Genomic DNA, 12,502 nt, shown 5'->3' on the forward strand with positions numbered 1-12,502 from the left:
TTGGACGCAAAATCCGACAAGAATAACACTCTGTGGAGACACAGTATTATGCGCGTGCACGCTAAGCGGGCAGGTGTCCTCTTGGGCGGGCTTATGACGCCAGCGTTGTCCATGGCGGACTGGACGCTGAACATGAGTCCCGGGGTCACCGGTACCAGCAATGAAATCTTCAGCCTTCACATGACGATCCTCTGGATCTGCGTTGTCATCGGCATCGTGGTGTTTGGGGTCATGTTCTGGTCCATCTTCGCCCATCGCAAGTCCCCGGGCCGAAAACCGGCAAACTTTCACGAGAATACCCTGGTCGAGATTCTCTGGACCATCATTCCCCTCGTGATTCTGGTGGTAATGGCGATTCCTGCCACTGCAACGCTTGTGGACATGTACGACACCAGCGAAGCTGACGTAGACATCAAGGTCACCGGCTATCAGTGGCGCTGGAAATACGACTACATAGAGGATGATTTTGGATACTTTTCCAATATCACCACCAGCGATGACGAAATCTACAACCGCACCGAGAAAACCGAGAACTACCTGCTCGAAGTAGACAACCCGATGGTAGTGCCTGTTGGAGCGAAAATCCGCCTGTTGGTCACCGCCAATGATGTTATCCACTCCTGGTGGGTGCCTGCCTTCGGCGTGAAAAAGGACGCCATTCCCGGCTTTGTGAACGAAACCTGGACCAGGGTCGACGAGCCCGGTATCTATCGTGGTCAATGCACCGAGCTGTGTGGCGTAAAGCACGGTTTCATGCCTGTGGTGGTCAAGGCGGTGCCTCAGGACGAATACGATGCCTGGGTGGCTGAGCAGAAGGAGGCGGCCCAGCGTGAGCGTGAGCTGACCGAGAAAGACTGGACCCTGGAGGAGCTGATGGCACGTGGCGAAAAAGCCTATGCCAGCGCGTGTGCTGCCTGCCACCAGGCGGACGGTAGCGGTGCGCCGCCAGCATTCCCGGCTCTGAAGGGCAGTAAAGTCGTGACCGAAGACATGCAGGCGCATATGGATATTGTTGTAAACGGCGTTTCCGGCACCGCCATGCAAGCGTTTGGCGGTCAGCTGAGCGAAGTCGACCTCGCAGCGGTCATCACCTATGAGCGGAATGCCTGGGGTAATGACACCGGTGAAATGGTGACGCCAAAAGAAGTCTTCGAGTACAAGAATCAGGAATGATGAACCGGGTGGGGTGGAGCGAAGGCTCCAGTCCACCCTATCCAATGACGCCAGATTAATGACATCACCAGCCTGAATATACGGCGGTAACGGGGGTTTTTCATGAGTGCGGTTGCAGATACCCACGCCCAGGACGATCATCACCACGGCCCCGCAAAGGGCTTTTCTCGGTGGCTGCTGACGACCAACCACAAAGATATCGGGTCCATGTACCTGATATTCAGTTTTGCGATGTTCCTGCTCGGCGGAACCATGGCCATGGTGATCCGGGCGGAACTGTTCCAGCCTGGCCTGCAGATTGTTGAGCCGGAATTCTTTAACCAGATGACCACCATGCACGGTCTTATCATGGTGTTTGGTGCGGTGATGCCGGCCTTCGTTGGCCTGGCGAACTGGATGATTCCATTGATGGTGGGTGCCCCGGACATGGCGCTGCCGCGAATGAACAACTGGAGCTTCTGGCTCCTGCCCTGCGCGTTCCTGATTCTGGTGTCCACGCTGTTTATGGAAGGGGGGGCGCCCAACTTTGGCTGGACCTTCTACGCGCCATTGTCGACGACCTATGGCCCACCGAGCACCACGTTCTTTATCTTCGCCGTTCACATCATGGGTGTGTCGTCGATCATGGGTGCTATCAACGTGATCGCCACTATCCTGAACATGCGGGCACCAGGCATGACGCTGATGAAGATGCCCCTGTTCGTCTGGACCTGGCTGATTACGGCGTTCCTGTTGATTGCCGTTATGCCGGTGCTGGCCGGCGTCGTCACCATGATGCTGATGGACATCAACTTCGGCACCAGCTTCTTTGATGCCTCCGGCGGTGGTGACCCGGTACTGTTCCAGCATGTGTTCTGGTTCTTCGGGCACCCCGAGGTCTACATCATGATCCTGCCTGCGTTCGGGGCGGTGTCCCACATTATTCCGGCGTTCTCCCGCAAGCCGTTGTTTGGCTACGCCTCGATGGTATATGCGGTGGGCGCCATCGCCCTGCTGTCGTTTGTGGTCTGGGCTCACCATATGTTCACTGTCGGCATTCCCATCGCCGGTCAGCTGTTCTTCATGTATGCGACCATGCTGATTGCCGTGCCCACGGGCGTGAAGGTGTTCAACTGGGTGGCGACCATGTTCCGGGGGTCACTGACCTTCGAGGCGCCGATGCTGTTTGCGGTCGCCTTCGTCATCCTGTTTACCATCGGCGGTTTCTCCGGCCTGATGCTGGCCATTGCACCGGCTGACTTCCAGTATCACGATACCTACTTCGTGGTAGCACACTTCCACTACGTACTGGTACCGGGCGCCATCTTCGGCATCTTTGCCTCGGCGTATTTCTGGCTGCCCAAGTGGACCGGCCATATGTACGACGAAACACTGGGCAAGACGCATTTCTGGCTGTCGTTCATCGGTATGAACCTGGCCTTCTTCCCGATGCACTTCCTCGGTTTGGCGGGTATGCCGCGGCGTATTCCGGATTACGCGCTGCAGTTTGCCGACTTCAACATGGTGTCCAGCATTGGCGCATTCATGTTTGGTGCCAGTCAGATCCTGTTCCTGGTGATTGTGGTCAAGTGCGTCAAAGGCGGTGAAAAGGCCTCTGCCCAGCCGTGGGACGGTGCCGAAGGCCTTGAGTGGACAGTGCCCTCTCCGGCGCCCTACCACACCTTTGCCACGCCGCCGGAAGTGAAGTGAAACAGAGGCTGACTGGCGCCCACAACAACAAACGATAACGGATAAGCCATCGGAGATTGTCATGGCGGAAAACCAGACGTACTACGTTCCGGAACAGAGCAAGTGGCCGATTGTCGCCACCGTCGGGCTGGGGGTTACCCTCTACGGCGCGGCGGCCATTATGGTGAACGGCCAGCAGGGTGAGAGCACCACCGGCTCCTGGGTGATGTTCTTGATCGGTTCCCTGATCATGGCCTACATGCTGTTTGGATGGTTCGGGACCGTCATCAAGGAAAGCCGGTCAGGCCTGTACAGCCCACAGATGGATCGTTCCTTCCGCTGGGGTATGAGCTGGTTCATTTTTTCCGAGGTCATGTTCTTCGCGGCTTTCTTCGGTGCCCTGTTCTACACCCGGATGTTCGCGGTGCCCTGGCTTGGCGGTGAAGGCGACCGTGGCAGTTCCAATATCCTCTGGGAAGGTTTCCAGGCGACATGGCCGCTGATCAACAATCCTGACCCCGACGCCTACCCGGCACCGGAAGGCATTATCGGCCCCTGGGGTTTGCCACTGATCAACACCATTCTGCTGGTGACGTCGTCCTTTACGGTTACGGTTGCGCACCATGCCCTCAAGGAAGACAACCGCAAGAAGGTCAAACTCTGGCTGAGCGCCACCATTGCGCTGGCGCTGATCTTTGTGTGTGTCCAGGGCTATGAATACGCTCACGCCTATCAGGATCTGAACCTGACCCTGCAGTCCGGCATTTATGGCAGCACCTTCTTCATGCTGACCGGGTTTCACGGCGCCCATGTGATACTGGGTACCCTGATGCTCACGATCATGTTGATCCGCATACACAAAGGCCATTTCACCGGCGATTACCACTTTGGTTTCGAGGCGTCGGCGTGGTACTGGCACTTCGTGGATGTGGTCTGGCTCGGGCTGTTCGTCTTCGTTTACGTGCTCTGACGACGCGCGTCAGGGGGTCGGATTCAGGGTCAGGCCCCCTTGCCATACCGAAATCAGAATGACTGCCAGCAGCAGTACGCTGAGGGCGACCCGCAACGCCAGGGAATTCAGGACACGGTTCGTTTTCCCGCCATCCCGGATCAGGAAGAACAGACCGCTGAACAGGCTCACCAGAACGGCCAGCATGAGTACGACAATGAGAATCTTCAGCATGGGAAATCCTGTAAACGGGAATGTAGATCCAGAGCCCACTATAGCAGAGCATGTCTGATCCAACCGATCGTTCTCGTCGCCAATGGCACTTTGATTGGCGCCTGTTGGTGTTCGCCGGCTTCTTTCTGCCGGTACTGTTAGGCCTGGGGATCTGGCAGCTGGAGCGAGCAGGAGAGAAACAGGCCCAGCTTGAACAGTGGCAGCAACAGGCCGTAAACCTGAGCTGGTCGCAACATCTGGCGGCCGGCCACGAAGCCGGGCAACCGGTGACACTGTCCGGCCGTTACAGCGAGGTATCCTGGCTCCTCGATAACCGTACACGCGATGGCGCGCCGGGCTATGAGGTACTGACCCTGTTCCACCCGGTTCAGGGCCGCCCGGTGGTTGTGAATCGCGGTTGGGTACAAGCTCCCCGGCGACGTGATCAACTGCCCGATGTCAGTTATCCGTCCGGAGAGCTTAGTGTGAAGGGGCGGTTGAGTGAGTTTCCGGAACCCCCGGTGCTCAAGTCCGTGCCATCTGACAAAGCGGGCTGGCCGAAGCGAACACAGTCGCTGTCCCACGGGCAGGCTCGGGAAATTGAGAATGATGTTGCCAGCCTGGTACTCAGGCTTTCCGGGCCGGAGCAACCTGGCGCCTACCGCGCCGACTGGGCTCCAGACCGGATGGGGCCACAAACCCATTATGGATATGCGGTGCAATGGTTTTCACTGGCCATCGCGCTGGTTATATTGACGGTCGTAGCGAGCTATCGCAAAACAGGAGTCCGTAATCACAATGACAACGGCTGAGCGCATGGACCAGAAAGACCCGGACGACAACGTCTCTCCAGAGCAGGTACGCCGCGGCAGGCGAACCGCCCTTTTACTGTTTGCCATCGGTTTCGGCCCGATGATTTTTGCCACTATCATGTACTACACCGGCTGGCTGAATCCTGCCGGCAATAGCAATAATGGCGAGCTGATCCAGCCGCCGGCGCCCCTGGCTCAAATGCAGCTTCAGGGAGCCAGCGGCAACCCGCTTGTCGACCGCTTTGGCCCTGACGAACCCGACGCCGAATGGATGATGGTGGTGGTTTCCGAGCAATGCGCCTCGGAGTGTGAAGAGCTTCTGTATCTGGCGCGCCAGGTCAATATTGCCCTGGGCAAGAATGCTAACCGGGTAAATCGTTCGGCCTGGCTCGGCACTATCCCTGACGATCTTTCGGCTCGCTGGAGCGACGAATACAGCTCCATGGAACGGCTGAGTATCCTGGAGGGCCGCGCTCCGAAATGGCCGTCCGGCATCAACCCGGAGCACCAGCCACGGATTCTGCTGGTGGACCCCTTTGGTAACGTGATCATGCACTACGGCACCGAACACACGGGAAAGGATATGCTGAAGGATCTGAAACACCTGTTGAAGCTGTCACAGATCGGCTGACCATCAGTAACCGGAGATGCCCCGTTGAACACCACCCAACCCCGTCTTTCCCGCCCGGCCCACCTCATGGCGCGCTGGTCGCTACTGGCCACCCTGCTAGCGGTGGTCGTCATCATGCTTGGGGCCTGGACCCGATTGGTGGACGCGGGCCTTGGCTGTCCGGACTGGCCCGGTTGTTACGGGTTTCTGACGGTGCCCCATGATGAGTCGCGGATGGCCATCGCCAATGCGCGCTTTCCCGACACGCCCGTCGACGTGGAAAAAGGCTGGCCTGAAATGATCCACCGATACGCCGCCGGCACGCTGGGGCTGGTGGTGTTTGGCCTGGCGGCCTACGCGTTCCGTCATCGTCGTGACGGCGTGCCGCTTCGGTTGCCACTGTTTATTGCTGCCTTCATTCTGCTCCAGGGCGCCTTCGGCATGTGGACAGTGACCCTGAAGCTCTGGCCGCAGGTGGTTGCCCTGCACCTGTTAGGGGGCTTTACCACCCTGAGCCTGCTGACACTGCTCACGCTTCGCCTACGCCGTAGACCGCAACCTGAAGGGGAATCACCCGGCGCAGGCCGGCCCCCCGGGTTGCGCCGTTTCCGGCCGTGGCTATACGGTGGTCTGGCGCTGGTTGTTATGCAAATTGCCCTGGGGGCCTGGACAGCGGCCAACTACGCGGCTGTGGCCTGTACTGACCTGCCCACCTGCCAGGGCGAATGGTGGCCGGCTGAGATGGACTTCCAGCATGGGTTCGATGTCACCCAGCATGTGGGGCCGAATTACCTGGGCGGGCAGCTAACGGCTGACGGTCGTGTCGCCATCCATGTCAGTCACCGGCTGGGAGCGATGATAGTGCTTGCGTACTTCACGGTTTTTCTGGCATTACTGTGGCGCAGGACAAAGCGAACACCACTGGCGTGGCATGTGCAGCTGGTGGCCGTGGCCCTGGTTGCGCAGATTGCGCTGGGCCTGGCCAACATCGTGTTTCATATACCTCTGTCAGTGGCGGTGGCGCACAACGCAATGGGCGCAGGGCTTTTGCTGGCAGTGATCAATCTGCTCTGGCGATTTCATCAACAGGCCCTGCCAGAGGCAGCAAAAACAGAACCTACAACAACAATCGAGCGAGAGGTGACGGCATGAGCGAGCACGTAAAGGCACTGCCGGCGCAGGGAACGACCAACGAGTCCGCTGCCGCGGGCATTTCCTGGCGGGATTTTCTGGAGCTGACCAAGCCCACTGTGGTGGCGATGATGATCCTCACCTCAGTCATAGGCATGCTACTGGCCACACCGGGCGTGCCGGGTTGGGAGGTTATGCTCTACGGTAACCTGGGCATCGCCCTGCTGGCGGGCGCGGCAGCCGTGGTCAATCACGTGGTGGATCAGAAAATCGACACGGTCATGGCCCGTACCCGCAAACGGCCCGTCGCCACCGGGAAAATCTCGCCGCTGGACGCACTGCTGTTCGCAACGGTGCTGGCGGTTGCCGGCATGGTCATCCTGGTGTGGCAGGTGAATGCGCTGACAGCCTGGCTGACCCTGGCGTCACTGGTGGGGTATGCGGGCGTCTACACCCTGTTTCTCAAGCGTATGACCCCGCAGAACATCGTTATCGGTGGCCTGGCCGGCGCGATGCCGCCTTTGCTGGGCTGGACCGCGGTGACCGGGCAGGTGGAAGGTCACGCCCTGTTGCTGGTGCTGATCATCTTCGCCTGGACGCCACCGCATTTCTGGGCACTGGCCATCCATCGCAAGGAAGAATACGCCAAGGCCGGTATTCCCATGCTGCCAGTCACCCATGGCAACAAGTACACAGAGTTACATATACTCCTGTACACCCTGATGCTGCTTGCTGTCAGCCTGCTGCCGTTTGTCACCGGTATGTCTGGCGTTATCTATCTGGTGGGTGCACTGGCCCTCGGCCTGCGTTTCCTGCAGTATGCCGTACGGTTGCTCAGAGGTGATGACCGTCGTGTTGCGCTCAACACCTTCAAATATTCCATCACCTATCTGATGGCCCTGTTTGTGGTGCTGCTGGTCGACCACTTTGTGTTTTTCTGAATGCTGATTTACCGGAGATTTCATGGACCGTTCGATTCGCCTGACGCTGATCCTGCTGCTGTTGGTTGTCGTGCTGATCTTCGGGCTGGTGGTTGGACGGCAGGTGTTGCTGGTCGGAAATGACCAGCCTTCACCCCCACCGGAACTCAGCAGTATCAACGCCTACGTGTACGACAACAGTCGTAAACTTGCAGAGTTCGAGCTGCTTAACGAACAGGGCGAAACGGTCACCCGGGACAGCCTGAAGGGCAAATGGACGTTTGCTTTCGTTGGCTATACCAATTGCCCGGACATCTGCCCCGCCGCCATGGCGACCCTGCGGAAAACCGACAAAATGCTACCGGAGGAGCTACCGCAGCCGGAGTTCCTGTTGATTTCCGCCGACCCGGAACACGATACGCCCCAGAGACTGAAAGACTATGTGGGCTTTTTCGGCGACGACTTTCACGGCCTGACTGGCGACATTGAGACACTGAGAGAGCTCGCCAGAAGCATGAACGCGGTTTTCTCCCAACGTCAGGTGGATGGCGAACGGCTGGTGGAACACAGCGGGCATTTCACGCTGATCAACCCGGACGGCGAAATGACCGCCGTGCTTCAGCCTCCCCACAAGCCGGAAGACCTGGTTGAGGCCTATCGTGAGATCTACGAGTGGGCCCGGGAAAATCATCCGCGAGCGTCCCAGTCATGACCCTGCGCTCCTCGCTTTGACTCGGCTGACTTCCTGCTCCCACTGACTTTGACTGCCTACCGGCTTTCCCCAGGGGTTCTGTGATGCCAAATTCCCACCCTTCCTGCACACCGCCGCGGGATCTTTATCTGGTCGTGGTAGCGGGTGCCATTCTGTTGCTGGTCACCCACGGCCTGGGCCGTTTCATCTACACGCCGCTATTGCCGTATCTGGTGGACGATGGCCAGATCACTGCCGGGCAGGGTGCTGCGGTGGCTACCTGGAACTACCTTGGCTACCTGCTTGGCGCCTTGCTGGCCATCCGCTGGCACACCATCAGCCACATTCGCATGCTGCTGCCGGCGTCCCTCGTGGTTCATCTGTTGACCACCCTTGCGATGACGCAGACTGACCACCTTGTGGCCATGTCCGCCGCCCGCCTGTTCAATGGCATCGCCAACGGCGTTGTCTTTGTCCAGGCTCCGGCGTTGATCCTGGAATGGCTGGTGCTGCGCAACCGCGCCACTCTGAGTGGGCATCTCTACATTGGTGTAGGCCTGGGCCTTTTGGTATCAAGTGGCCTGGTCAGCTCCAGCGCCCACTGGCTTGAGGGGACTGAACGCTGGTGGCCTGCCGTCGTGCTTTCCATCCCCCTGGCCTGGTGGGCCACGGCGCGGTTACTCCGACTGGACGTACCGGTGAGGGCGCAAAGCGACGGCGAAACCCCGCCGGGAAAATCGCCCCTGTTTGACCGGGCAAGTGTGCCCCTGTTTCTCTCCTACGCCGGGGCTGGTCTCGGTTACATACTGCCGATGACGTTCTTGCCATTGCTGGCCAAGGACCAGTTACCGGCCGACCACTGGCTGCTGGATGGCGCCTGGTTCCTGGCGGCTGTGGCGACGATCCTGTCACCCTCGATATGGAACTATCTTGGTGCAAAAATCGGCGATCTCCCTGCATTGCGCATGAATTTCGTGGTACAGCTTGCCGGCGTCCTGGCAGCAGTGATCTTGCCTGGTGCCTTGGGCCTGGCGGTTTGTGCCGCCCTGGTGGGCAGCACGTTCGTGGGTACGGTGATGCTCACCCAACGCATCGGCCGGGCCCTGCATCCGCACCAGGGGCCGCGACTGTCAGCGGCAATGGTGTCGGTCTACGGCTTCACCCAGATGGCCGGCCCGTGGCTCACCAAGCAATGGCTGGAAGCCGGCGGCACCCTGACCACAGCCTTTGGCATCGGGGTGGTGGCGTTGGCTCTTGGAGCAGTGTTTGCGTTTTTTGTGCCTTTGCCTGGATGTCCTGGCAGGACTGATCGTTAGGGTGCATGAGCGGGGTGGTGGGATATTTTTCCTTGGGAATGGAACTCGCTGTGCTCAGACACCCATTCCTGGCGGATAAAATATCCCACCACCCCACTCTTATGTAACGCACAGTTATCGCGTCTGAGGAGGTATGAGCATCGCTGTCTCGTGCAAACCGGAGCAGGCCCATAGTACGCTTTTGAGAAATCGACGAGTTACCTAAGGGTGTGGGTGTGTTTTATTTTTCAATAAAGAAAATGGTGTCCGAGCAAAGCGAGTTCATTTTCATTTGAAAAATAAAACACACCCACGCCCCTCCCCCAACCCAACCAGTCCTGAACACAGCCAAAAACAAATGCTCCCAATCAACAACATCATCCCGGACCTCCTGAACAACCTGGAGTCCCAAACAACCATCCTGCTACAGGCACCACCGGGCGCCGGTAAAACCACCAGGGTGCCACTGGCTTTGATGGATGCCCCCTGGCGTGAGAATCGCAAGATCCTGATGTTGGAGCCGAGACGTTTGGCAGCCCGGTCCGCGGCAAGGTACATGGCCGGGCAGATGGGGGAGAAGCCGGGCCAGACCGTTGGTTATCGCACACGGCTTGATACGCAGGTGACGTCTGCCACGGTGATAGAAGTGGTCACCGAAGGTATTCTCACGCGGTTGATCCAGAATGATCCGGCGCTGGAAGACTACGCCGTTGTGATTTTCGATGAGTTTCACGAACGGTCATTGCAGGCCGATCTGGGCCTGGCGTTGGTGCGGGAAGCCCGCCAGGCCTTGAGGGAGGACCTGCGGATCATCGTCATGTCCGCCACGTTGGATACCGCACCCATCGCCCGGTTGCTGGGTGATGTGCCGGTGCTGAGTAGTGACGGCCGGGCGTTCCCTGTGGAGGTGGCGTATCGCCCCATTCCGCGTAATGGCCGGATCGAGCAACAGGTGGTGTCCGTTATTCATGAGGCACTGGCGGATCAGAGTGGGTCGTTGCTGGTGTTTCTTCCCGGTGCGGGCGAGATTCGTCGGGTTGAGCGTCAGCTTCAGAACCAGACAGGCAACGATGTGATCGTGGCACCGTTGTACGGCAACCTGAAAAGCGAGGAGCAGGACCGGGCCATCGCGCCGGCGCCCGAAGGTTACCGCAAAGTGGTTCTGGCCACGGCTATTGCCGAATCCAGTCTCACCATTGAAGGCGTGCGCGTCGTCATCGACAGCGGTCAACAACGCCGGGCGGTGTTTGATGCCAACAGCGGTATGACACGGCTGGTGACGGGCTGGGTGTCAAAAGCGTCTGCGGAGCAGCGCAAGGGACGGGCCGGGCGTATTGAGCCTGGCGCCTGTTACCGGCTGTGGAGCGAGTCCGCCCAGTTTGGTCTGGCCGAGTTCACCCCGCCGGAAATACAGGAAGCGGACCTGGCACCCCTGGTGCTGGAACTGGCGCAATGGGGCGCGCGGTCGCCGGATCAGCTGGACTGGATTGACCCGCCCCCTGCTGCGCACTGGCAGCAGGCTGTGGCGTTGTTGCAGTGGCTGGATATGCTGGATGCCGACAGCGCCATTACCGAACATGGCAAGGCGGCGCGGGACATGGGCGTTCATCCACGGCTGGCGCACATGATTCTACGCGGACGGGACATTGGCCATGGCTATCTCGCGGCCGAGTTGGCGGCGCTGCTGGAAGAACGGGATCTGGCGGGCCGATCAGCCGGGGCGGATATGCAGGAGCGGGTCAGGATGCTGCGGGGTTCTGGCCCGCGACAGGGTGTGGATACCGCCAGGGTGATATCGATCACCAAGTCGGTGTCCCGCCTGGCGGCAGGGCTTGAACGACCACAGGCGATGCCCTCCGAGGATGAGGTAGGACGCGTGCTCGCACAGGCCTACCCGGACCGGATTGCCCGTAAACGGCGGGGCGAGGAACCGCGATACCAGCTCAGCAACGGCCGCGGCGCAGCCCTTCGCAGCGACGACCGGCTGGCTCGCTATGAGTGGCTGGTTGCAGCTGAACTGGACGGCAAGGCCAGGGAGGCCACGATTTATCTTGCTGCACCGGTTACCCCAGCGGTGCTGGAACAGGACCTGTCCGGCCACATTGAAGAATACGAGGAGGCGGTCTGGGACGAGCGACGCGGAACCGTGGTGGCCCGTCGCGTCCGAAAACTGGGGCAGTTGGAGCTGGAGGAAACAGCCTTGCCGGCCCCGTCACCGGAACTGGTGCAGCAGGGGCTGCTCGCCGCCGTGCGCAAGAAGGGCCTTGGGAGCCTGCCATGGACGCCGGCGGCGGAGCAGTGGCTTGCCCGGGTCACCCTGCTGGCAGAGTACTTTCCCGGAGAATGGCCAACGGTCAGCGAGCGCTGGCTGACAGATAACCTGGAAACCTGGCTTGGTCCGTTCCTGGCAGGGATGACCCACTGGCGTGACCTGGACAAGCTCAACCTGATCCAGGCTCTTGCCAGCCTGCTGGAGTATCCGCAACAACAGGCACTGGAAGACCTGGCGCCCACCCGCCTGACGATCCCAACCGGCCAGTCCGTGGCGCTGGATTACACCGCAGAAAATGGCCCGGTACTGGCGGCCAAGCTCCAGGCCCTGTTCGGCTGGACCAAAACTCCTACGGTTGCCGGAGGCCAAGTGCCGGTGGTGATCCACCTGCTGTCCCCAGCCCAGCGCCCTCTGGCCGTCACGGCCGACCTGGCAAGCTTCTGGCAGAACGCCTACCCGGAGGTCCGCAAGGACATGCGCGGTCGGTATCCCAAGCACCCCTGGCCGGAAGATCCCCTGACGGCAGATGCGAGTCAGGGGACTAAGAAGCGTCCTGTTCGTTGATTCTTTACCTTTGGCTTTGGGTAGGACTGAGGCCTTTGTGGGGATCGGGGAGGTGGGGGTATTTTTCCTTGGGAATGGAACTCGCTGCGCTCAGACACCCATTCCCGGCGGAAAAATACCCCCACCTCCCCGCTCTATTGGCAAAGGGTGATGTCGTTACGGAAAGCGAGGGTCTGGCGGTGTTTTGATTTCGAGCTCTCCGAC

11 protein-coding genes are annotated in these 12,502 nt (G+C 59.6%); 10 read left to right on the forward strand and 1 reads right to left on the reverse strand.

Annotated features, from left to right (window positions below):
- The first annotated feature begins 48 nt into the window (after nt 1-48).
- The 3 genes from coxB to JJO78_RS01560 all read left to right on the forward strand — a co-directional run bounded on the left by coxB (nt 49) and on the right by JJO78_RS01560 (nt 3,811).
- Entirely contained in the window at nt 49-1,173 is a 1,125-nt protein-coding gene (gene coxB, locus JJO78_RS01550; protein WP_075196382.1) for a cytochrome c oxidase subunit II, read from the forward strand.
- 102 nt (nt 1,174-1,275) lie between these two features.
- Entirely contained in the window at nt 1,276-2,862 is a 1,587-nt protein-coding gene (gene ctaD / locus JJO78_RS01555; protein ID WP_075196381.1) for a cytochrome c oxidase subunit I, read from the forward strand.
- 61 nt (nt 2,863-2,923) lie between these two features.
- Nucleotides 2,924-3,811, forward strand: a complete 888-nt coding sequence (locus tag JJO78_RS01560; protein ID WP_075196380.1) for a cytochrome c oxidase subunit 3 — start codon at nt 2,924-2,926, stop codon at nt 3,809-3,811.
- A 9-nt stretch (nt 3,812-3,820) separates the two neighbouring features.
- Here the strand turns inward: JJO78_RS01560 and JJO78_RS01565 are convergent, their stop codons facing one another.
- Nucleotides 3,821-4,024 carry a twin transmembrane helix small protein gene (locus JJO78_RS01565; RefSeq protein ID WP_007152938.1) on the reverse strand — a complete coding sequence of 68 codons (204 nt, stop codon included), beginning with the start codon at nt 4,022-4,024 and terminating at the stop codon, nt 3,821-3,823.
- A 50-nt stretch (nt 4,025-4,074) separates the two neighbouring features.
- On the opposite strand from JJO78_RS01565, the gene JJO78_RS01570 reads away from it, so the two are divergent.
- The 7 genes from JJO78_RS01570 (at nt 4,075) to hrpB (ending at nt 12,298) form a co-directional block, all read left to right on the forward strand.
- Nucleotides 4,075-4,815 carry an SURF1 family protein gene (locus JJO78_RS01570; protein ID WP_075196379.1) on the forward strand — a complete coding sequence of 247 codons (741 nt, stop codon included), beginning with the start codon at nt 4,075-4,077 and terminating at the stop codon, nt 4,813-4,815.
- The gene (locus tag JJO78_RS01575; protein WP_051946976.1) at nt 4,802-5,446 is read left to right on the forward strand and encodes a hypothetical protein; all 645 of its coding nucleotides are present in this window, start codon (nt 4,802-4,804) and stop codon (nt 5,444-5,446) included. The genes JJO78_RS01570 and JJO78_RS01575 overlap by 14 nt, the downstream gene beginning before the upstream one ends.
- A gap of 24 nt (nt 5,447-5,470) precedes the next feature.
- Nucleotides 5,471-6,577 carry a COX15/CtaA family protein gene (locus JJO78_RS01580; RefSeq protein WP_369810871.1) on the forward strand — a complete coding sequence of 369 codons (1,107 nt, stop codon included), beginning with the start codon at nt 5,471-5,473 and terminating at the stop codon, nt 6,575-6,577.
- Entirely contained in the window at nt 6,574-7,497 is a 924-nt protein-coding gene (gene cyoE / locus JJO78_RS01585; RefSeq protein WP_036207795.1) for a heme o synthase, read from the forward strand. The genes JJO78_RS01580 and cyoE overlap by 4 nt, the downstream gene beginning before the upstream one ends.
- A 22-nt stretch (nt 7,498-7,519) precedes the next feature.
- A complete protein-coding gene (locus JJO78_RS01590) occupies nt 7,520-8,188 on the forward strand; it encodes an SCO family protein (protein WP_151983083.1) in 669 nt (222 codons plus the stop codon).
- Nucleotides 8,189-8,271: 83 nt separating this feature from the next.
- The gene (locus tag JJO78_RS01595) at nt 8,272-9,483 is read left to right on the forward strand and encodes a YbfB/YjiJ family MFS transporter (RefSeq protein ID WP_151983084.1); all 1,212 of its coding nucleotides are present in this window, start codon (nt 8,272-8,274) and stop codon (nt 9,481-9,483) included.
- A 337-nt stretch (nt 9,484-9,820) separates the two neighbouring features.
- Nucleotides 9,821-12,298: an ATP-dependent helicase HrpB gene (gene hrpB / locus JJO78_RS01600; protein ID WP_151983085.1), complete on the forward strand. Its 2,478-nt coding sequence runs from the start codon at nt 9,821-9,823 to the stop codon at nt 12,296-12,298.
- The last annotated feature ends 204 nt before the right edge of the window (nt 12,299-12,502 follow it).

The organism is Marinobacter sp. DS40M6, assembly GCF_028581595.1.
Taxonomy (GTDB): Bacteria; Pseudomonadota; Gammaproteobacteria; order Pseudomonadales; family Oleiphilaceae; genus Marinobacter; species Marinobacter salarius.